The sequence below is a fragment of the Muriicola sp. E247 genome (genome assembly GCF_041358175.1).
In the GTDB taxonomy this organism is placed as follows: domain Bacteria; phylum Bacteroidota; class Bacteroidia; order Flavobacteriales; family Flavobacteriaceae; genus Muriicola.
Genome location: NZ_JBGKBE010000007.1, coordinates 1 through 22722, shown reverse-complemented (window position 1 = coordinate 22722; position 22722 = coordinate 1). Strand labels below are relative to the sequence as shown.

The 22722-nt window shown below is 44.6% G+C and carries 16 protein-coding genes and 2 tRNA genes; 11 read left to right on the top strand and 7 right to left on the bottom strand.

Features of this window, described 5'->3' with window-relative positions; all coding sequences use genetic code 11:
• Window positions 1-35 precede the first annotated feature (35 nt).
• From ACA086_RS10685 to ACA086_RS10675, 3 genes are read right to left on the bottom strand one after another with little or no spacing between them, the layout of a single operon-like run.
• Complete coding sequence (locus ACA086_RS10685; RefSeq protein ID WP_371003298.1) at window positions 36-635, bottom strand: Maf family nucleotide pyrophosphatase; 600 nt, start codon at window positions 633-635, stop codon at window positions 36-38.
• A complete protein-coding gene (locus ACA086_RS10680; RefSeq protein WP_371003297.1) occupies window positions 628-1155 on the bottom strand; it encodes a KdsC family phosphatase in 528 nt (175 codons plus the stop codon). Before ACA086_RS10680 ends, ACA086_RS10685 begins: the two co-directional genes overlap by 8 nt.
• On the bottom strand, window positions 1139-1903 hold the full coding sequence (locus ACA086_RS10675) for a Rossmann-like and DUF2520 domain-containing protein (RefSeq protein WP_371003296.1): 765 nt from the start codon (window positions 1901-1903) through the stop codon (window positions 1139-1141). Before ACA086_RS10675 ends, ACA086_RS10680 begins: the two co-directional genes overlap by 17 nt.
• A 141-nt stretch (window positions 1904-2044) precedes the next feature.
• Between ACA086_RS10675 and ccsA the strand changes: the two genes are divergently transcribed.
• The 5 genes from ccsA (at window position 2045) to bshB1 (ending at window position 9491) form a co-directional block, all read left to right on the top strand.
• Window positions 2045-5224 (top strand): cytochrome c biogenesis protein CcsA, encoded by a 3180-nt coding sequence (ccsA, locus tag ACA086_RS10670; RefSeq protein ID WP_371003295.1) that lies wholly within the window; start codon window positions 2045-2047, stop codon window positions 5222-5224.
• A 103-nt stretch (window positions 5225-5327) separates the two neighbouring features.
• Window positions 5328-5882, top strand: a complete 555-nt coding sequence (locus ACA086_RS10665; protein ID WP_371003294.1) for a hypothetical protein — start codon at window positions 5328-5330, stop codon at window positions 5880-5882.
• A gap of 238 nt (window positions 5883-6120) precedes the next feature.
• Window positions 6121-7530 (top strand): MATE family efflux transporter, encoded by a 1410-nt coding sequence (locus tag ACA086_RS10660; protein ID WP_371003293.1) that lies wholly within the window; start codon window positions 6121-6123, stop codon window positions 7528-7530.
• A gap of 38 nt (window positions 7531-7568) precedes the next feature.
• Window positions 7569-8747, top strand: coding sequence for a PLP-dependent aspartate aminotransferase family protein (locus ACA086_RS10655; protein ID WP_371003291.1), 1179 nt, complete (start codon window positions 7569-7571; stop codon window positions 8745-8747).
• Between the two features lie 21 nt (window positions 8748-8768).
• Window positions 8769-9491: a bacillithiol biosynthesis deacetylase BshB1 gene (gene bshB1, locus ACA086_RS10650; protein WP_371003290.1), complete on the top strand. Its 723-nt coding sequence runs from the start codon at window positions 8769-8771 to the stop codon at window positions 9489-9491.
• Here the strand turns inward: bshB1 and ACA086_RS10645 are convergent.
• On the bottom strand, window positions 9488-11575 hold the full coding sequence (locus ACA086_RS10645) for an ATP-binding protein (protein ID WP_371003289.1): 2088 nt from the start codon (window positions 11573-11575) through the stop codon (window positions 9488-9490). The two genes, bshB1 and ACA086_RS10645, sit on opposite strands and share 4 nt — an antisense overlap.
• Window positions 11576-11824: 249 nt before the next feature.
• Between ACA086_RS10645 and ACA086_RS10640 the strand changes: the two genes are divergently transcribed.
• A tRNA-His gene (locus ACA086_RS10640) sits at window positions 11825-11900 on the top strand.
• Window positions 11901-11988: 88 nt separating this feature from the next.
• Here ACA086_RS10640 and ACA086_RS10635 read toward each other — a convergent pair.
• A complete protein-coding gene (locus ACA086_RS10635) occupies window positions 11989-13548 on the bottom strand; it encodes a M28 family peptidase (RefSeq protein ID WP_371003288.1) in 1560 nt (519 codons plus the stop codon).
• 204 nt (window positions 13549-13752) lie between these two features.
• Here ACA086_RS10635 and ACA086_RS10630 point away from each other — a divergent pair, with 204 nt between their 5' ends.
• From ACA086_RS10630 to ACA086_RS10620, 3 genes are read left to right on the top strand one after another with little or no spacing between them, the layout of a single operon-like run.
• Entirely contained in the window at window positions 13753-14649 is an 897-nt protein-coding gene (locus ACA086_RS10630) for a dihydrodipicolinate synthase family protein (protein WP_371003287.1), read from the top strand.
• A 28-nt stretch (window positions 14650-14677) separates the two neighbouring features.
• Complete coding sequence (locus tag ACA086_RS10625) at window positions 14678-16261, top strand: aldehyde dehydrogenase (NADP(+)) (protein ID WP_371003286.1); 1584 nt, start codon at window positions 14678-14680, stop codon at window positions 16259-16261.
• Between the two features lie 6 nt (window positions 16262-16267).
• Entirely contained in the window at window positions 16268-17275 is a 1008-nt protein-coding gene (locus ACA086_RS10620; protein WP_371003285.1) for a 4-hydroxyproline epimerase, read from the top strand.
• Window positions 17276-17285: 10 nt separating this feature from the next.
• On the opposite strand, the gene ACA086_RS10615 is transcribed toward ACA086_RS10620, so the two are convergent.
• Together ACA086_RS10615 and ACA086_RS10610 are read right to left on the bottom strand one after the other, a co-directional pair.
• On the bottom strand, window positions 17286-19487 hold the full coding sequence (locus tag ACA086_RS10615; protein WP_371003284.1) for a molybdopterin cofactor-binding domain-containing protein: 2202 nt from the start codon (window positions 19485-19487) through the stop codon (window positions 17286-17288).
• A gap of 18 nt (window positions 19488-19505) precedes the next feature.
• Window positions 19506-19970, bottom strand: a complete 465-nt coding sequence (locus tag ACA086_RS10610) for a (2Fe-2S)-binding protein (RefSeq protein ID WP_371003423.1) — start codon at window positions 19968-19970, stop codon at window positions 19506-19508.
• 178 nt (window positions 19971-20148) lie between these two features.
• On the opposite strand from ACA086_RS10610, the gene ACA086_RS10605 reads away from it, so the two are divergent.
• Together ACA086_RS10605 and ACA086_RS10600 are read left to right on the top strand one after the other, a co-directional pair.
• A complete protein-coding gene (locus ACA086_RS10605) occupies window positions 20149-22401 on the top strand; it encodes a TonB-dependent receptor (protein ID WP_371003283.1) in 2253 nt (750 codons plus the stop codon).
• A gap of 89 nt (window positions 22402-22490) precedes the next feature.
• Window positions 22491-22575 (top strand) — tRNA-Ser (locus tag ACA086_RS10600).
• Window positions 22576-22722 lie beyond the last annotated feature (147 nt).

The window sequence follows — 22722 nt, the reverse complement described above, 5'->3', positions numbered from 1 at the left end:
GCTTACAATTTTTTTGCAAAAGTACCCAAAGCTGGTCAGGAGGCCATATCCATTAACGTTTTGTAAACTAAATGAGTTGGTAGTCCCACCACATTAGAGTAAGACCCTCTGATTTCCTCTATAGCAATATTTCCCAGCCATTCCTGTATACCATAAGCTCCTGCCTTGTCAAAAGGTTTTAATGCTGTTGTATAATACTGAATCTCTTCCTCATCTAATTTCCTGAAAAGAACCTCTGTGGTGCAAGAAATAATTTTTTGTCTTTCATGAGTGGTAAAGCATACACTGGTGATTACCTCATGCCAGTCATAGGAAAGCTGGCGAAGCATTTCCGTAGCTTCAGCTGCATCCGCGGGTTTTGCCAGAGACACCCCTTTATGCCAGACTACGGTATCGGCAGTGATCAGGATTTCATTTTTTTTCAGATTCTGTTTGAGGTTGCTTGATTTTAATTGTGCGAGGTACTCTGAAATATCCCCGGCCTTTAGATGTTGAGGATAGGTTTCTTCCACCTTGTTGTGTACCTGTTCAAAGGACACCCCTATGTCCCTGAGTAGTTCCTGTCTTCTTGGAGATCCTGAACCCAGTAGTACCCTGAAGGATTCCAGCCTCTTGCTAAGTGGATTATTAATCATTTGCTGCACTGAAATTTTGGAACCAGTCGCCCCTTGCTTTTAGCACCTGCTCAACCACGTCACGAACACAGCCTTCCCCACCATTTTTATGGGATATATATTTACAGATGGCCTTAACCTCAGGAGTTGCATTTTGTGGGGCGCAGGCAAGCTTTACCTGTTGCATCGCGGGAATGTCTGGTATATCATCTCCCATGTACAAGACATGTTCGGGAAGGATGTGATTGTTTTCTAGGTATTCTTCCAGAATTTCAACTTTATTGTGAGCTCCCAGATTTATATCTTTAACCCCTAGGCCTTTAAGCCGCTGTCTTACCCCTTCATTTGTTCCTCCTGTTATGATACAAATGTTATACTCTTTTTGAATGGCTGTTTTAATGGCATAACCATCCTGTATGTTCATCGTCCTTAGCAGGTCTCCTTCGGAGGTGATCAGAACCCTGCCATCTGTTAGGACTCCATCCACATCGAAAACAAAGGTGGTAATCTGACTCAGGTAGGTTTTATAACTCTTTTCCATAGGTTGTCTGAATTGATTCACTTAGGGTTGAATAAATTTTTTGAAGACTGCTTTCTTTCAGCATTTCTAAATGTTCATCTATTGTTTCCTGATCTCCCCTCCTGGCCGGTCCTGTTTGGGCTTCATAGGGAGACAGGTTCATGATTTTATTACAACTTTCTCTTATTAGGGGCCTTAACAGATCAAAAGGCACCCCCTGATCTTCGCATATTTCAGAGGCCAGGTAAAACATATGATTACTAAAATTATTCGCAACAACGGCAGCAAGGTGCAATTGTCTGCGTTCTTCTGAATTGATGCGCTCTACCCGATTTGAAATGCAATAGGCCAGTTTTTCCAATAGCGAATAATCCTCCTCAATGCTAGCCTCAACGCAGAGGGGGATTTCCTGCATTTTTTCAGGAATGCTTCCACTCAGGGACTGTAAAGGATAAAGAACACCCCGGCGCAGCTCTGCAGGAAGGGCTTCCATGCTTACACTGCCTGCCGTATGAACCAGCATACCCTTTTTGATGTCTAATTGGTGTGCAACTTCGCTAATCGCATCGTCACTAATGGCAAGAATATATACATCAGCTTCCATCAGATTGTCAAATTTTCTGCTAACAGGGGTAGATTTTCCAAAATATTCCAGGGCCTGCGTATTTCTTCCCACCACCTGTGCCAGATCGACAGAGGGGTGTACGTTGAGAACATCAAACAGGAATCTGCTTATATTGCCCGTTCCGATTAAGATTACTTTAAGCATATCCAAAAGTACAATTTTTGAGAAGGATTGACTTTGTAAAGAATTAACAATATTGTTTAACTTTTTATAGCTTTTACGGCCCGCTTAAAAGGCAAAAAGGCCGTATTTTTGCGGCTGATATCTGGTAAAAGGATACGATAGATGATTGAGACGTTAAAAAAGATCCTGTTTTCAACCCGCCTGATGGCGGTATTATTTATTGTTTTTGCTGCTGCCATGGCCATTGGCACCTTTGTGGAGAGTATGTATAGCACTGAAACGGCAAAAATTTGGATCTATAACGCCAAGTGGTTTGAGGTGATCATGATATTTTTTGTGATCAATTTCCTTGGAAATATGTTCCGCTACCGCTTACTTCAATGGAAGAAGTGGCCCGTTCTGATGTTACACCTGTCATGGATTCTGATTATTATCGGAGCAGGTGTCACCCGATATATTGGCTATGAAGGTATGATGCCTATCCGTGAAGGAAATTCCGAAAATGTATTTTATTCTGATAAAACATATCTCACCGTCCTGGTCGATGGTGAAATGGAAGGCGAACTCAGGCGGAAACCACTTCAGGACGACCTGATCGTAACACCGGAAGCAATACAATCGACACTGCCATGGAAGGAAGATTTTAACGGGCAGGAATTCAAGATCAGCTACGCAGGATTTATCCAGGGCGCCAAAAGGGGCCTGATCCCGGATGAAAATGGCTCGAATTTCCTAAAGATTGTTGAGGCAGGAGACGGAAACAGACATGAACATTACCTGGCTGATGGAGAAATTGCCAATATCCACAATGTACTGTTTACGCTTAATAAAGAGACCGAAGGAGCGATTAATATTTTTACCGAAGGGGAGGAGTACCGTATAAGATCTTCTTTTGAAGGAAGCTTTATGCGCATGGCCGATCAGTTAGAGGGTACCCTTGAAATAGACAGTCTGCAGACCCTGCAACTAAGGTCCTTGTATTCGGTGGGTGCGATGCAATTCGTAATTCCCGAGCCCGTGGTTAAAGGGTCCTACGGGGTTGTCCCCATTCCGGAAGAAGAAAAAACGCCGAATTCCCAGGACGCCCTGATTCTATACATCAGCACGAATGGGGAAACCGTACGAAAAGAAGTACTGGGCGGGAAAGGCAGCAGTAGCTATATGGACAAATTTACCCTTGGCGGCCTCGATTTTACCCTGGGCTATGGTTCAAAGGTCTACGAGCTGCCATTTAGTATTACCCTAAACGATTTTATCGCGGAGAAATATCCCGGGACGGAAAAAGCATATGCTTCTTTTATGAGTAAGATCACTGTGGAAGATGATCGTCCGTTCGACTATGACATCTACATGAACCATGTGCTCGACCATGAGGGATATCGTTTTTTTCAGGCGAGTTTTGATCCTGATGAGAAAGGTACCGTACTCTCGGTAAATCACGACCGTATGGGTACCTGGATCACCTATACCGGTTATTTTCTGCTCTATCTGGGTCTCATGGGGATTATGTTTTTTGGAAAGACGAGGTTTAAAGACTTGGCTAATTCCCTGGAAAAACTCAGAAAGAAGAAGACAGCCATCGCTGGTATTTTGTTCTTTGCTCTGAGTATACCCCTGGGTGCGCAGGAAGAGCAGGCTGCCGCCGATCACACTCACATCGCGGGGCCCACAGAGGCTCAGCTCGACTCCTTGTTCACTTCTACGGTAATTGCCCAAGAACATGCAGCTAAATTCGGGAAGCTAATCATACAGGATGAAGGTGGCCGGATGAAACCTATCAACACCTTTGCTTCTGAATTGCTGCGTAAACTCAGTTTAAAGGACTCCTACAGGGATCTTAATGCAGATCAGGTCTTTTTATCCATGATGCTGAATCCGGCACTCTGGTACAATACGGATTTTATCGCCCTGGATAAAAAAGCCCAAAACGATAGTATTCGGAAAATCATAGGGGTACCTAAAGGTCAGAAATACATAAAAGCTACCGATTTTTTCGATTCCCAGGGCAGGAATAAATTGGGACCTTACCTCCAGGAGGCATTTGCCACGAATACCCCCAACAAATTCCAGCAGGATTTTAAGGATGCCTATTTCCGACTGAGTTTACTGGATCGTGCCCTCAGCGGAGAGATCCTTAAAATATTCCCCTTGCTGAACGATGAAAATAACAAATGGATCTCCGCCATGGAATACCGCAGCGGACAGTATCAGGTAAGTGATTCACTGTACGCGAATTTTATACAGAATGCAGTTCCTTATTACCTGATTTCCCTGAGAGAAGCAAAGCAAACTGGAGATTATTCAGAAGCAGACAAAATCCTCAAAGCTTTCGAGCAAAATCAAAAGAACCACGGCTCAGAAATACTCCCTTCAGCTAACAGGATTGAAGCCGAGGTCATCTATAATAAACTGGACATCTTTAACAGGCTTTATAAATATTACGCCCTGGTGGGAATTCTGATGTTTCTTGTACTTGTATTGCGCATCTTTAAAGACCGCGAAATCTGGCGTATTGCAACCTATTTTTTTAAAGGGGTAATCATATTGTTTTTTATCTGGCATACGGCCGGACTCATAATGAGATGGTATATCTCCGGACATGCGCCCTGGAGTGATGCCTATGAAAGTATTTTATATGTATCCTGGGCTACTCTGGCCATGGGCTTATCCCTGGGAAGAAAGAGCGATATGACTATTGCGGCAGCTACCTTTGTGACCTCCATGCTGCTATGGATCGCACATCAAAGCTGGGTAGATCCTTCGATTGCCAACCTGGTACCGGTACTCGATAGTTACTGGCTTATGATCCACGTAGCTGTCATCGTAGGGAGTTATGGACCCTTAACCGTTGGGATGATCCTTGGTGTAGTCTCCCTTCTTCTTATCATCCTTACCAATAAAAAGAACAAGGTAAAGATGGAGCACACCCTTAAGGAACTCACCATCATCAATGAACTTACCCTTACCGTGGGAGTTATCATGCTCACGATCGGGAATTTCCTTGGCGGGCAATGGGCCAATGAGAGTTGGGGTCGCTACTGGGGCTGGGACCCAAAGGAAACCTGGGCCCTGATCTCCATTTTGGTATACGCCTTTGTTATCCACACCAGGCTGGTACCGGGACTAAGAGGCAGGTGGCTTTTTAACTTCCTGAGCATCATTGCTTTTGCCAGTATTATGATGACCTATTTCGGTGTGAATTTCTACCTTGTTGGGCTACATAGTTATGCAAGCGGTGCCCAGGTGATCACCCCTGCTTTTATATGGTATACTGTAATAGGTGTATTTGTGCTGGGCGGAGTGAGTTATTGGCGGTATCAGGTGAATTACACAAAGCCCTAAGCTTCATATTAATAGTTGTATTTAGCAGTATAACTCCCTTTATCAGAGTTTTTATTACCTGTTCTTTTTTATACATTTAATCTTTAAATCTTCGGTTTAGGAAATGGGAAGAATAAAATTTAAATGGAATCTGGAGAAGATACTTGGTATTTCTGCCATGAGTATCAGCTTTATAACATTAGTCATATTTATTTTTCAAACCAACCTGATGAGTAAACAGAACTACTTGTCTATCCTACCATATCTTCAGGTTTCTACTTCTAATAATCTTTCCGAAAACAGTTATTCCTTACGCCTCTTAAACCATGGAGTTGGGCCTGCAATTATTGAATCCGTTACTATGATTTACGATGGAAAGCCTACAGATCTGACCGACCATAACAATGAAATTCTACCCTATTTGATTTCCCTGGATCCCGCCTTGGACAGCATTCAAAATTATTCAATAGCCACTCTGGATAAGGGTATAGCTATACCGGCAAATTCGGTATACTCTTTCCTGGAAGTGAAAAACTCACAGAAGGATTACCATTTGCTTACTTCTGCATTGATTAGATTGGAAAAGCAGGGTCTGGATTATGAAATAGTTTACCGATCAATTCAGAATGAACGCTGGATGGTCAACAATACTTCTGATGGCCCCATAAAACTCGATTAGAACAGCTTAATAGCGATGGGTTAGCAGACTGAAAGACAAGACCTTAAGATCCATATATTTTACTTTCAAGGCGGTTCTATTTTTCTGCTTCAAAAAAAATATGCATCTTTAGACCATTATGAAGCTATAGAAATTATGTTACGCTTAGATGTTCCCTCAATCATTTTCATGATTTGATTCATCCTGTACACCATGATGTACGGAAAGCAGATCCTTCAACACACATAATTTCTCATCGATGTCATCTACACAAAATATTACATTCAGGAAACTATACCGTTCTTTTCTCGTAGCAGTTACAGGTAAGGAAACTGAGTTTACTTCGGGTAGCATACGGAAAGCCATATTTATGTTGTCTATTCCTATGATCCTCGAAATGATGATGGAATCCATCTTTGCCATTGTCGATATTGCCTACGTATCACAGGTAAGTGTCAATGCAGTGGCTACCATCGGCCTTACCGAATCTGTCGTTACCCTGGTCTATGCCCTGGCTATAGGTTTAAGTATGGCGGCCACAGCCGTGGTAGCCCGTAGAATAGGGGAGAAGGATCAGGAAGGTGCTGCCCGGGCTGCAGTACAGGCTATATTCCTTGGAATTTTTATCGCTGTAATCATTGGCGTTTTCGGCCTGATGTATTCCAGGGAAATCCTTTCCCTGATGGGGGGGTCTCCCGACCTTATCGCTGAAGGCCACGGATATACAAAGTACCTTCTGGGAGGTAATATTACTATTGTCCTGCTTTTCTTGATCAACGCTATTTTCAGGGGGGCAGGGGATGCTTCCATCGCCATGTGGACCCTTATCCTGTCTAATGGCCTCAATATCATCCTGGATCCCATTTTTATTTTTGGACTGGGTCCGATTCCTGAATACGGGGTGATGGGCGCAGCCATCGCCACTAACATAGGGAGGGGAAGTGCCGTTATCTTTCAGCTTTACATCCTTTTCAAAGGAGGAAGTCAGATCAGGATAACAGTCTCGAACATTGTTCTGAGGTTTAAGATTATGCTCAATCTGATAAAAGTCTCCCTTGGCGGAATTGCTCAATTCCTTATAGGAACATCTAGTTGGGTATTTCTGATGAGGCTGATGGCTGAATTTGGAAGTGAGGCCCTGGCGGGTTATACCATTGCTATCAGGGTAATGATGTTCACCTTTATGCCGGCCTGGGGAATGAGCAATGCGGCTGCGACCCTTGTTGGGCAAAACCTGGGGGCCAAAAAGCCCGACAGGGCTGAAAAATCGGTATGGAAAACCGGGAAATACAATGCCATCTTTATGTTCTTTATTTCCCTGGTTTACCTCTTGTTTGCCAATTCTATCATAGGGTTATTTACCGACGTACCTACCGTAATTGAAAACGGCGCGCTTTGCCTGCAGGTCGTCGCAGCGGGCTATGTATTTTATGCCTACGGCATGGTGGTCACCCAGGCTTTTAACGGCGCAGGGGATACCCGGACACCTACCAAGATCAATTTTATAGCTTTCTGGCTTATTCAATTGCCCTTTGCCTATCTGGTTTCCCTCTATCTCGATTGGGGGGTGATGGGAGTATTCCTGGCGATCACCCTGGCCGAAGTACTGCTCTCCGTAATGGCGGTGATCTGGTTTAGAAAAGGGTACTGGAAGCAGACGGTGGTTTAAGCTAAATTTGTACCTTTAAACGATCAATCCTAATTGATATGACAACTAAGAAAAAAGGCCTGAATACGATCTGTACTCACGCAGGCGAATTAAAGGACACTGCCTTTAAAGGAGCTGTATCTCCTTTGTATATGAGTACTTCCTACGCCTTTGAGGATGTGGAAATAAAAAGGTACCCAAGATACTTCAATACGCCTAACCAGGTAGCCTTGTCTAAGAAAATTGCAGCACTCGAACACGCCGAAGAAGCCATGATCTTCGGTAGTGGTATGGCCGCAATCAGTACCGCCATCCTCGCTTTTCTAAAGGCAGGGGATCATATCATCCTGCAACGCATGCTATACGGAGGTACTTATCACCTGATCACGGAGCAATTTGAAAAATTTGGCATCAATTACAGCTTTATTGACGGATCGGATCCTGTGTCATTTGAAAAAGCAATAACCCCATCCACCAGAGTGGTTTATATAGAGACTCCTTCAAATCCCTTGCTGACCATTACCGATATAAAGGCATTTGCAGAGATTGCCCGGAAGCACGATATCATTTCAATGATTGACAACACTTTTGCGAGTCCGGTTAACCAGAATCCAATCGATTTTGGTATTGATGTAGTCATCCACAGTGCCACTAAATATATGGGAGGTCATTCGGATATCCTTGCAGGGGCTGTCGCTTCTTCTGCAGAAAATATGGAGCGTATCTTCCAGCTGGCTAAAAATCTGGGAGGAAGTCTCAGTGATTATACGGTGTGGTTGCTCGAACGCAGTATTAAAACCATGGGATTACGCGTGAAGGCTCAAAACGAAAATGCCCAGAAACTGGCCCAATTTCTCAGCGCACATCCGGATATCGACCATGTGTATTATCCGGGCTTATCCACGCATCCTGACCACGCTCTTGCCAGTTCACAGATGCACGGCTTTGGCGGAATGATGTCTTTTGAATTAAAAAATAATATCAATGCTTCCCATTTTCAGAAGTCGCTCAAATTAATCAAATCCTCTATGAGCCTGGCCGGGGTGGAAAGTACAGTGCTTTCTCCAACCCAAACCTCTCATGCACTATTATCGGAAGAAGAACGGCAAAAACAGGGTATCAGGGACGGACTAATCAGATTCTCGGTTGGAATCGAAGAAACAGACGACCTGAAAGCAGACTTAGAACAAGCCATCCTTACCGCAAAGAAGCAGCAGGAAGCTGTCACTTCACATTAATTTTCCAAAGATCAAGGTTTTATGAAATTAGATATTTTAGTTTTTGGTGCCCATCCGGATGATGCCGAACTGGGTGCAGGGGGAACTATAGCCAAAGAGATAGCCCTGGGGAAAAAGGTAGGTATTATCGATCTTACAAGAGGGGAGCTCGGAACCCGCGGGTCTGCCGAAATAAGAGATAAGGAAGCGGCAGCATCTGCGAAAATTCTCGGCCTGAGTGTGCGAGAGAATATGGAATTTGCAGATGGGTTTTTTCCTAACGACCAGAATCACCAGCTGGCCCTGATCAGGAAGATCAGAGCTTATAAACCCGAAATTGTCCTGTGCAACGCAATTGAAGATCGCCATATTGACCATGCCAGAGGCAGTGAGCTGGTGAGCAATGCCTGTTTCCTCAGCGGGTTGGTAAAAATAGATACCATGGCAGAAGGAGATGACCAATGGCAGGACCCATGGCGTCCAAAACAGGTATATCACTATATACAGTGGAAAAACCTCGAACCGGATTTTGTTGTAGACATCACTGGTTTTATGGATAAAAAGATGGAATCAATAATGGCGTATAGCTCACAGTTTTACGACCCAAATAGTAAAGAACCCAGTACTCCGATCAGCAGTAAGAACTTTACAGATAGTGTTACCTACCGGGCCAGGGATATGGGCCGAATTGTTGGAGTAGAATATGCTGAAGGATTTACGACAGAACGCTTTGTAGGGGTGAACAGCCTGAGTGATATTTTCTAGCTGGCCTGACTGTATTTGTCTTCGGCCTTTGGCAGCGTAAAATAGAAGGTACTTCCTTTTCTCAGGGCACTTTCAGCCCATATAGTACCTCCGTTTTTCTCAACCATCTCTTTGCAGAGGGAGAGGCCCAGACCTGTTCCTTTTTCGTTATTGGTTCCGTAGGTGGTAATATTGGAATTCTTCTTGAATAGATTTTCAACGGTTACCTTATCCATTCCTACCCCGGTATCCCTAACAGAAATTTCCCACTTATCATTTTTCTCCTGGGCTTTGATGGTAATCATACCATTTTCAGGAGTAAATTTAAGCGCATTGCTGATCAGGTTACGAACAACGATGTCTATCTGATTGCTGTCAGACCAGATCAAAGTATTGCCATTGAGTTCACTGACAATTTTTATTGATTTTGATTTGGCGAGCTCAGAAAGCAGATTGATATTTTCATCCACAAGGGTTTCCAGAGAGAACACAGCGGCCTTTGTTGTAGAACCGTTCATTTGTGAATTCCCCCAGGACAAGAGATTATTCAAGGTAAAGTAAATATGATCGACGTCGTTTTTAAGTTTAGGAATAAATTCAAAGAATTCCGATTTATTCATCTCACCGTCAGTGAACATTTGAAGCAGCCCTTGTAATGCCCCGATAGGACCCCGCAGGTCGTGTCCTATGATAGAAAATAACTTGGTCTTTGTCTCATTACTATCAGTGAGGGCAGCCTCATGGTCTTCCAGTTTTTCCTTCTTCGCTTTTAATTCGGTATTCAATCTTTTTTGAATCTTTTCGGCTCTTTTAATAAAGAAAGTAATGATAGAAAAGATGATAACGACAATAATACCGGCATATATAAGACCCCGCTGTTTGGCAAGTGCTTGTTGATTCGCCTCAATAAGTGCTTGTTTCTGCTGGTCGTATTCTGCCCTGGTTTTGAGCATGGTTAAACTCTTCTTGTTTTCATTCCGATGAAGGGTATCGCTGAGTTCCTGATAGATTTCGTGGAATGCCAGCGCCTTCCTGTATTCATTATTGTTTTTGTTTATGTTGTAAAGGGTTTTGGCACACTTCTGTGTTCCTTCCAGGAATTTTATACGATTGGAAATCTCATAAGCGTCCATAGCATAATTCTGTGCAAGGCTGTCTTTCCCCTGGCCCAGATATGCTTCTGCCATACCGTTAAAAAGATCGATCCTTCCCCTGTCATCGTCCAGATCTTCATGGAGCAGCTCTCCTTGGTGATACCAGTAGAGGGCCCACTGGTACTTTTGCTGCTTTAGGTAGACTTTACCCTTAATTTCATAGGCATACGCAAGCCAGTCCATCACTTCATTATCTTCAAAGATGGCAATACTCCTGTTCACATTGAACATGGCGTAGTCTAATTTCCCCATCTCAGCATAGAGTGAAGCCAGATTACTCATGGTCTGTGCTGAATTCACATCATCCCCGATCTGATCATTTAGCTTTTTTACCCTATCGTAGAATATCTGTGCCTGGTCATAGTCTTTCTGAGATGCATATAAGCCGGCAATATTCTCATTCATAATAGATAACATCTCCAGTTCTCCCTCTTCTTCGGCTATTTCAATCCCCTTTAGATAATTGTTGAGAGATTTGGCATAGTCACCTTTAAAAGCGTATTCCGAAGCGAGGTTATTTATTATTCGAAGGGTTAGCTCGCAGGCTTCAATATTTTTGGCAAGGATCAGGGCTTTGGTATAATTATTAATAGCGGCAACCCGCTCTCCTTTACCCGAATAATAGTCCCCTAATCCCAGGTATGATTCACTTTGGCCTTTAACATATTCGGCTTTCTGACTGTGAACCAGGGCTTGTTTGGAAATAGTGAGCAGGCTATCAGTCTTGTAAAAGCGAAAGTTCTTTCCTAATTTATTGAGTAGATTGATATATACTGTATCAGTAACTTGAAAACCCTTTTGAGCCTTGAGGTTTTGAATTTCAGACAACAGGCTTTTTGTGTCTTCCTGAGAAAATCCTGCCACGCTGAACAACATAGCCAGCAACAGGAAACTTACCTTTCTGGCAAGTATGTTCTGAAGCGTAGAAATTGAAGACGCAAGATGGCGCATACCTATTATATATATCAAGCAATAAAAATAAGCTTGAAGGCAGGTCGGTTCTAAAATTTGTTGTGAAATGCCTGATTTTGTGTGTTATATCGATATTTTAAGACTTTTGATCCCAAAAAAGCACTAATTATACTTTAATCCGGGGTAAAAAAATCAGGGGGGACGGTATTAGGATTTTATTTTAAAATATCAATTGTTTTATTTTGATGCAATAGGCAAAAAAAATTACCTTTGCCACCGCTTAGTTACGGTGGTTGTAGCTCAGTTGGTTAGAGCGCTGGATTGTGGTTCCAGAGGTCGCCGGTTCGAGCCCGGTCTTCCACCCAAAAACAAAAGAGTCCTGCTGTTAAAGGCAGGACTTTTTTTATTTATGATCAGAAACCATAGACTGGCCTCAATCTAAAAAGATTTTCTTATTTGGACATTTTGTCAACTACGACCCTTTCATTTCTGTTAGCAACTGCCCAGGCGGTGTGGAAGACCAACCTAGTCCGGTTGGTAAGAAGATCGTAATTGATCTTATCAGGAGTGTCGCCGGGACGATGGTAGTCGTCATGGGTTCCGTTGAAATAGAAAATTATAGGAATGTTGTTTTTCGCAAAATTATAATGGTCACTTCTGTAATAGAAGCGGTTGGGGTCATTCTCATCATTATAAGTATAATCCAGGGTGATGTTGGTATATTTTTCATTGATCGCTTCTGAAAGCTGATGCAGGTCGGAACTGAGTTTGTCAGATCCGATGAGATAAACATAGTTGCGATCTCCCTCTCTATTCGGATCTATTCGCCCAATCATATCAATATTGAGGTTGGCAACCGTTTGCTCTAAAGGAAAAACAGGGTCGTAATCGGTGTAATATCTGGAACCAAGCAGTCCTTTTTCTTCCCCGGTTACATGCAGGAAGACCACAGATCGCTTAGGACGCTGTCCGGCCTCAACAGCGAGCTGAAAGGCTTCAGCAATCTCAAGTAAGGCAACAGAGCCCGATCCATCATCGTCTGCTCCATTATTAATACTACCGTCCTTTGAAACCCCGATATGATCCAGATGTGAAGATATGACTAGATATTCATCCGGCTTTTCAGAACCTTTTATATAAGCTACCACGTTTTCTGTGGAGATGGCTTCATTGCTACTTTCAAGTGAAGCAACCAAATCTGTTTCCTGTACAAAAGCCCCTTTGAGGTCTTTTAACTTTGGAAATATTGCTGAAGCCATTACATCATTGACCAGGATTAAGGCCGGATTATCTGCGTCGGCTTTAAAGCCTAACCTTCCTCTGTCATTGCTTTTCATTCTCTTGTAGTAGCGCTCATATCGTTGAAAGTTATCAGAATCCACATACAATATAGCTTTCACACCCCTGGCTTTTGCCGCTTTCAGTCTTTTGTCGGAACCTTCAGACATATTTCCCCATGAGGATTTTTTATCAGACCCGCTCAGGAGGTAGGTCCCATCTTCGTTTACAGGTTCCCCTGCTTTTAGCAATACTACTTTCCCCCGAACATCCAAACCAGTATAATCTGAATATTCTGACTCATCAATCCCGAAGCCTGCGTAAACAACTTCTGTAAACTCACCTTCCAATGGGGTGAAGGTGATAAAATCCTCCCCCAGGGAATACTCCTTCCCATTGATTGACATGGAGCCATCCGGTAATTTTGCCATTTCCAGGGGTACGTTCTGAAAATAGTCCCCATCTGCCTTTGCAGCCGGGATATCGAGGTCCATATAGTGCTGTCTGAGGTAATTCACCGCTTTTTTCTGTCCCGGCTTGCCTGTTTCCCTACCTTCGAATTCATCTGAGGCATAGGTATACAAATGCTCCTTGAGTTCACTTTCGGTGATAGTGGCGGCATATACCACAGGATCAGAAGAGGTTGCTGTAGTCTCTGATGATGTTGTTGTTTTACTTGTGGAATGACATCCGGCCACAAGGAAGAGGCCGGCAAGAGAAAGATATTTTATCATGATGATTTTTTGAAAGTCGCCCAAAAATAAGTAAAACATTCTAAAAACAGAGATAAATGAATCATAAAACTATTTATGGAATCTTCGTTGTGACTTACTGATTTTCAATGTGTTTTATTCGACTTATAAAAGTAATTTATCTCCCGCCAGGGGTTTGTGTTTACAAAGAAAGAAATGTACTTTGCAAGTCTTAATTTATATCATATGAATGTTCAATGGGAAGGGGTAATGCCTGCCGTTACTACTAAGTTTACCGAGCAAGACACATTAGATCTGGATATGTTCCTGAAGAATATAAAAGCCCAGATCGGTGCCGGAGTTAGTGGTATAATCCTGGGGGGAACTCTCGGGGAGGCAAGTACCCTGGAGGAAAATGAAAAAGAAGTCCTGGTTAAGTCAACAGTTGAAGAGGTTTCGGGGAAAATTCCTGTGATTATGAATATCGCCGAACAGTCGACCCGTGGAGCCCTAAAGGCGGTTAGAAATGCGGAAAAGTATGGGGCTAACGGACTTATGGTGTTGCCTCCTATGCGTTACAAGGCAAATGCAACGGAAACAGTAACCTATTTCTCCGAGATTGCAAAGAGTACATCCCTGCCGATTATGATCTACAATAATCCGGTGGATTATGGAATAGAAGTAAGCCTGCCTATGTTCGAAGAATTAATTAATTTTTCCAATATTCAGGCCGTAAAAGAATCTACCCGGGACATCACGAATATAACCCGACTCAGGAATAGGTTTGGCGAGCGGCTGAGTATCCTTTGCGGGGTAGATACCCTGGCCTTGGAAAGCCTTTTAGCCGGCGCCGACGGATGGGTAGCCGGACTTGTTTGCGCCTTCCCCAGGGAAACGGTTTCTATTTACAAATGGGCTAAGGAAGGAAAACACAAGGAAGTCCTTGACCTCTACCGATGGTTTATGCCATTGCTAGAATTGGATATTAATCCTCAATTGGTGCAGAACATCAAAATGGCTGAGGTAGCTACAGGCCTGGGAACCGAAAATGTAAGAGCCCCGCGACTTCCCCTTCAGGGAGGAGAAAGGAAACGGGTACAGGAGATCATTGACGCTGCTATGGCATGCAGACCCGTCCTTTAAACTAAATTTTATTGTAATTCAAAGCTAAATGCAAGACGGAAAGAACATCATAGGATACGACCGAACCCGACGAGGTTCCGTTACTTTCAGGACTATAAACCCTATTCTCAACACCGAGAATGACACCATTTTCTATGAAGCCACTCCGGAGGAAGTAGAACAGGCTGTTACCCTTGCACATCAAGCGACCCATTTTTTTGGAGAAACAACCCACGAGGAAAGGGCAGAATTTCTCAGGGCAATTGCCGATGAGATCATGGCCCTAGGCGATGAGCTTATCACTATGTATTGTTCGGAAACAGGATTGCCTGAAGGAAGGGCAAAGGGGGAGCGGGGCCGAACCGTTAATCAATTAAAACTCTATGCCGGACTTCTCGATGATGGCTCTTATGTAGAAGCAAGTATTGATACGGCCAAGCCCGACAGAAAACCAATGCCGAAAGAAGATCTTCGAAAAATGATGTTTCCTCTGGGTCCTGTTGCTGTATTTGGGGCCAGCAATTTTCCTCTGGCGTATTCCTCTGCAGGAGGTGACACAGCAAGTGCTCTGGCCGCAGGCTGCCCTGTGATCGTTAAAGGTCACCCCATGCACGCCGGAACAGGAAACATGGTATCTTCTGCCATTGTTTCCGCCGCGAAGAAAAGTGCCATGCCGGAGGGTGTATTTTCGCATCTTAACAGTAAGGGATATGCCGTAGGAGAGGCCCTGGTAAAGCATCCGCTGATAAAAGCAGTGGGATTCACCGGGAGTCATGGGGGAGGACGCGCTCTGTTTAATATGGCTGCTGAACGAAAAGAGCCTATCCCCGTATTTGCGGAAATGGGCAGTGTTAATCCTGTAGTACTCCTTCCTGAAATCCTGAAAGAGAAAAAGGAAAAATGGGCAAAAACACTTGCAGGCTCAGTGACATTGGGGAGCGGGCAATTCTGCACCAACCCGGGGATCATGATGGGAATAAAAGGATCGGAGCTGGACCAGTTTACAGAAATACTGGCAAATGAGATCCTGGAAATTACTCCAAGCAGTATGCTTCACCCTGATATAGCTGAAAAGTATGACGAAGGAAAGAAGATGATGAAGGCCCAGGATGGAACCCAAGTTGTAGCCGAGTGGGGAGAGCAAACCCAATCGAATACCGGAAGACAGACCATATTAAAGGTAAAGGCATCACAATTCAGGGAAAACCCAAAACTCCACCAGGAAGTATTCGGGCCCTTTTCACTCCTGGTGGAATGTGTAAACATTGAAGACCTGGAGCGTTCCGTAGCCTTGATCGAAGGACAGCTTACGGCATCCATAATTGGCACAGCTGATGAACTCAAAGGATATGACTTTCTGATAGGTCAGTTACGGGATCGGGTAGGCCGACTCATCTTCAACGGGGTGCCAACGGGCGTTGAAGTTTGCGCTTCCATGCAACACGGAGGTCCCTATCCGTCAACAACTGACAGTCGGTTTACAGCGGTAGGCGAAGATGCTATCAAGCGCTGGTTACGACCAGTATGCTTTCAAAACTGCCCTGACGCATTGTTGCCAGTGGCTTTGCAGAACGCTAATCCGCTCAACCTTCTCAGAAGGGTAGATGGATCCCTTACGCATTCTAAAATTTAACAGCCCTTGGCACGCAGCACTTTTTACTGTTTAGACGGACACACCTGTGGAAATCCCGTGAGGCTTATCGTAAAAGGTGGACCTGCCCTCCAAGGGAAATCCATGAGCGAAAAGCGGCAGCATTTCCTACGGGAATTCGATTGGATTAGGAAAGGCCTGATGTTCGAACCCAGAGGTCACGACATGATGAGCGGGAGTATACTCTATCCCCCGGCAGATCCTGAGAACGATTTTGGAGTGTTGTTTATTGAAACCAGCGGCTGCCTGCCCATGTGCGGGCACGGGGCAATCGGCACCATTACCATGGCCATAGAGGAGAAAGTGATCCTGCCTAAAAAACCCGGAATAGTTCGGATGGAGACACCGGCCGGCCTCGTACAAGCAACTTATTCCATGGATAGGGGGAAGGTGAGCTGGGTAAAACTAAAAAATGTGCCTTCTTACCTAGCAGCTGAGAACTTTGAAATTGAATGTTCTGTCTTGGGCAGTCTTAAATTTGATGTGGCCTACGGAGGTAACTTTTACGCCATCATCGATCCGCAGAAAAACTTTTCAGGCCTAGAGCATTTCACTGCCTCTCAGCTGGTGCAGTTGAGTCCGGAAATCCGGGCCGGAATTAATAAAAAGTATCCTGATCAATTCATCCATCCGGATGATTCCACTATAAGGGATGTCAGTCACCTGATGTGGACCGGTGCGCCTTTGTCCTCAGAATCAAACGGAAGGAATGCCGTATTTTATGGAGATAAGGCTATAGACCGTTCACCTTGCGGCACGGGAACTTCGGCAAGGCTGGCACAATGGTTTGCTCAGGGAAGGATAAATGAAGAACAGGAGTTTATACACGAGAGTATTATTGGCTCTGCCTTTACGGCCACCGTTGAAGGCACAGGCCGGGTAGGGGAGTACCCCGCTATTGTTCCGGGAATAAAAGGATGGGCCAGATTAACCGGATACAACAGGATCACCCTCGATGAGGATGATCCGTTTGTCTGTGGTTTTCAGGTAATCTGATTAATCAATATCAGCCCAGTACTCTTCGCTCCATTCCCATAAACGGCTGATCATAGTGCCGAACCCCCGTAGCTTTGTACATGGCATTGGCCAGGGCACCCATTGCCGGAGGTAGTCCGGGTTCACCTAGTCCTGTGGGAGCGATTTCATTTTCTACGAAGAAGACCTCGATTTCCCTTGGTGCCTGTGAGTGGCGGATAAGTTTATAGGTGTCGAAATTCATTTCCTTAGGAGCTCCGTTTTCGAAGGTAAGCTGACTGTACATAGCATGTCCGATGCCATCAACCACCCCACCCTGAATCATATTCACAGCCCCATCTTTGTTGACTACAATTCCGCAGTCTACGGCACACCATACTTTCTGGACCACGGGATTACCGTTTTCCATGATCATATCGAATACTTCGGCTACATAGGTTGAATGGCAATAATAGGCGGCTACTCCACGGTGTACGCCTGGCATTGGCGTTCCCCAATCAGACTTTTCTTTTACCAGTTTGAGAACACCTGCATAGCGTTCTGCTTCGTAATCGTGTTCTGCACCAACCGGATCATTGATGGCACGATCAAAAAGTTCGAGTCTGAAATCGATAGGATCCTTTCCGGCCATTTCAGCCACTTCATCGAGGAAGGACTGTTCGGCACCTGCCGTAAAATTAGACCTGGGTGCACGCCATGCCCCGGTAGTGACATTGGTGGGTGCAGCTATTTTTTCAGCAGAATAGTTTTCTACGGTTCCTGCCGGGAACCGATTTGGGAATACGGGACCATCAGGTAAACCTGCCCCTTTCACGGAGAAAGCGATCAAGTTATTGTTTTCGTCCAATCCGGCCTTGTAAACCGATTTATAGGTAGGTCGGTAAGTCCCCTGTGTCATATCATCCTCGCGGGAATAGACCAGTTGAACCGGACCTCCAATTTTTTTAGATATGGCAGCTGCTTCCAGACCGAAATGAACATAAAGGCGTCTTCCAAATCCTCCTCCGATGCGCGTCATGTTCACGGTGATATTTTCGATCGGCATATTAAGTAATTTGGCTACTGAACCTTCCAGGGCCTCCGGGGTTTGTGTGGGGCCGACTAGTTCAGCGGCATCTGCCGTGACATTGGCAAAGAAATTCATCGGCTCAAGAGTATTATGAGCGATAAATGGCGCGGTGTAGGTTCGTTCTATCACCTTCGCAGCCCGCCTGAAAGCGGCTTCAGGATTTCCATCCCTGCGTTTTTCCTGTACCTCACCAGACGCCAGGGCTTCGTCGAGGCGTTCCCTGTGTTTGGCTGAACTTTCCAATTCTCCTGTGGTCTCCCAATTTACCCTCAGGGCCTTTTTAGCCTCCATCAGGGGCCAGGTTTCCTTACCTACGATGGCAATCAGCTGATGAAAGCCTTTTTCGTCAAACATTCCGGGTTCGTCAACAGAAATATCTATCACAAAGGCGTCATCAACTCCGTTCATGCCTTTGATCTCGTCTTGATTGAAATCTCCAACTTTCATTCCGAAGGCGGGCGGATGAGCGATCATGGCCAGTTTCATTCCATCTCTGTGGAAATCATAGCCAAATAAAGGTTCACCCGTAACGATCTTTTTACCATCCACGTTTTTCTGGCTGGTACCAATTAGCTTAAAGTCTTTTATCTCCTTGAGTTCAACTTCTTCTGGTATTTCAATACCTACGGCCTTTGAGGCAATATCTCCGTAGGACACGGAGCGTTCACCTTCTTTTTCCTTGATCAATCCTTCACTTGCGGTAAGGTCTGACACTTCAACGCCCCATTCTTTAGCAGCAGCTTCCAGGAGCATACGTCTTCCGGTAGCACCGGCCATTCTGAGGGCATTCCAACTCAGGCGAATGGAGAGGCTTCCCCCTGCAAACTGGTTCTGGTAGAATCCGGTATTGAGCGGTGCCTGTTCCACGACAACATGTTCCCATGGTACATCGAGTTCTTCTGCTACGATCATTGGCATGGAGGTACGGACATTCTGCCCGATCTCAGGATTGGGGGAGTAGATGGTTACCAGTCCGGTATCCCCGATTTTGATATACCCATTGATCTCATACCATTCCTCAGGGATAGGAAGGCCTTGTGCCAGTTCGGGGGAATTCGGTTTACAGGCGTTGAGCCAGCTAAAGCCGATCAGCATTCCACCTCCCGCGGCGGCAGATATTTTTATAAATGAACGTCTATTGTATTGTGTTTTTATCTTGGACATGACTTTTTGTATTTAGGATCAGGCAGTTTCTGAATTTGCAGCGGTTTTAATTGCCTGTTTAATTCGGACATAGGTACCGCAGCGGCAGATATTCCCATCCATGGCAGCGTCAATATCCTGATCGCTGGGATTGGGATTGTTTTTTAGCAGGGCCGCAGCAGACATGATCTGTCCGGCCTGGCAATACCCGCATTGGGGCACATCGTGTTCAAGCCACGCTTGTTGTACGGGATGGTCTGCGTTCTCAGACAAACCTTCGATAGTTGTAATGGATTGATTTCCAACGACAGCCACCGGTAGTTGGCATGAGCGTACAGCAGCATCACCCAGGTGGATGGTACAGGAACCGCACTGAGCAATTCCGCAGCCGTATTTGGTTCCGACCAGCTTGAGATGGTCTCTTAGTACCCAGAGCATTGGGGTTTTTGGATCCACGTCAACCTCTACCTGTTCTCCGTTGATCTTTAAAGAATAATTAGCCATAATAATATTGTAAGGAGTTGATCTGTTCAAGATACGGAATATTTCGATTTTTTTCATTTTTTGAACTTCTTATAATAGCAGGAGTTATTAACAGCCTAATAGTGCCTCCCCGGTTTCTCAAAACCAAACCTTTTACTCAATTCTTCGTAGGTAGGTAAGAACCTAAAACCTAATAACTATGATTTCTGATTGGCTGAAAATCGGCTTTAAATCCTTTTTTGGGATGATTTTAATGTTTTCGAGCTTCACGGGTTTCGGACATGAGCTCCGTGGAAAAATTTACGATTCATATCAGAATCCGGTTGCAGGAGTAGGAGTTTATAATAAGACCACGGAAGCATTTACCTATTCCGGTATTAACGGATATTTTGAATTCGATTCCATATCTGTGAATGATGTACTCTATTTCTACAGCTTAGGATTTAGGACTACAAGCAGGACAGTAGCCGAAGAAGATTTAGATAGTTCGGTGGCCATAGTACTTGAAGAAGCTCCTGTCTCCCTGGAGCAAATTGTACTGATATCAAAATTGGATGCCTTTAGCAGGATGGTCAGAATTGACACGGAACAAAACCCGGTACGATCATCCCAGGAGGTATTACGCCGGGTACCGGGTTTACTTATAGGTCAGCACGCAGGTGGCGGGAAGGCAGAACAGCTGTTCCTGAGGGGATTCGACCTGGATCATGGAACAGACATTTCTATATCTGTAGATGACATGCCGGTAAATATGGTTTCTCACGCTCATGGACAGGGTTATGCAGACCTTCATTTCCTAATTCCAGAGACCCTGGATAAGCTCGATTTTGAAAAAGGGCCCTACAAGGCGGAATACGGAAACTTTGCAACGGCAGGAAATGTATCCATCAAAACGAAAAAGAAAATAGACCAGAATAGAATCACTCTCGAAGCCGGAGATTTTAATACGCTACGGATGGTCGGACTTATGAAAATTTTGGAAACTACGAATACTCAGGCCTATGTTGCATCGGAGGGCGTATTAACTGATGGGTATTTTACTTCTCCCCAGAATTTCAATCGACTGAATCTTATGGGAAATTTTCATTTCAGTAAAGAGGGGGAATCGCTCCGGCTTGCTGCCTCTCATTTTCAGAGCCGTTGGGATGCCTCGGGGCAGATCCCACAGCGTGCAGTAGATCAGGGCATCATTGGGAGATTTGGCAGTATTGACGATACAGAGGGGGGCATGACATCAAGAACCAATCTATGGATGAACCATTACAAATCGATCGATGACCACCAAAGTGTAAAAACATCAGCCTATGTAACCGCCTATGATTTTGAACTGTACTCCAACTTTACCTTTTTTCTGGAAGATCCGGTTAATGGAGACCAGATCCGCCAAAAAGAAGACCGACTTATTTTAGGGGCGAAGACGGTATATTCGAAAAAAATTCACACAACAGAGGATGATTCACATGCAGAACTGGATCTGGGAACAGGCTTTAGATATGACAAAGTGAGCGATGTGGAACTTTCACGTACCAGGAACAGGACGGAAACACTTGAGAATCTGGCTCTGGGCCAGATTGATGAATTCAACGGTTTTGCTTTTGCCAATCTGGAATACCGTTTGGGGAAATGGACAATCAACCCGGCTTTGAGGGCAGACTATTTCAGTTTTCAGTATGAAAATGAGTTGACTGATACCTATGATTTGCAACGGAAGGCCAAGCTATTCCTTGCACCAAAATTAAATATACTTCATACGTTTTCACCAGACTTACAGGCCTACGCCAAAACAGGTTTTGGTTTTCATTCGAACGATACGCGGGTGGTCATTGCCAACAGGGGGGAGAAGGTATTGCCTTTGGCTTTTGGAAGCGACCTTGGAATCAACTGGAAACCGGATTCAAGGTTGGCAATTAACGCGGGAGTGTGGGGGTTATGGATGCAACAGGAGTTTGTATATGTAGGAGATGCCGGAATTGTTGAACCCAGTGGAAGAACCAGAAGGGTAGGAGCCGACCTGGGTATTCGGTATGAATTGAATGACAAATTATATATGTATGGCGATATCAATTACACTTATGCCCGCTTTACGGGAGCTGCAACGGGAGAGGATTTTATCCCTTTAGCCCCTGATTTAACATCGGCCGGCGGATTTACTTACGTGGGGTTCAAAAATGTAGAGGCTTCGTTACAATATCGATACATAAAAGACAGACCTGCCAATGAGGGTAATAGCATTGTAGCCGAAGGCTATTTTGTAACCGACCTGAACCTGAATTATACGTATAAGAATCTAAGCCTTGGCCTGGTGATCGAGAATTTGTTCGACACAGAATGGAATGAGACCCAGTTTGCTACTGTAAGTCGGTTGCGCAATGAACAGGAGGCCGTGGATGAAATTCATTTTACTCCAGGTACGCCGTTTTTTATCAGGGGTAGGTTAAGTTTCACTTTCTGATGAATGATCAATCCTATCGTTTTTAGGGCTATAATTCCAAAAAAATTCTTCAAAGTACAAAAAAAGCTTCCTATATTTGCAGCCGCTAAGGAGGAATGGCAGAGTGGTCGAATGCGGCAGTCTTGAAAACTGTTGAGGGTCACACCTCCGGGGGTTCGAATCCCTCTTCCTCCGCAAAAGAAAACCCGCAACGGATGTTGCGGGTTTTTTATTTCCTGAAGCCGCTGAAGCTTGCTTCAGCAAGGCGAAAGGGAATAAAAAAGCAACCAAGCGAAGCTTGGTCAGGGTTTTTATGCTTGCCCAGGATTACCTTATAGGGAT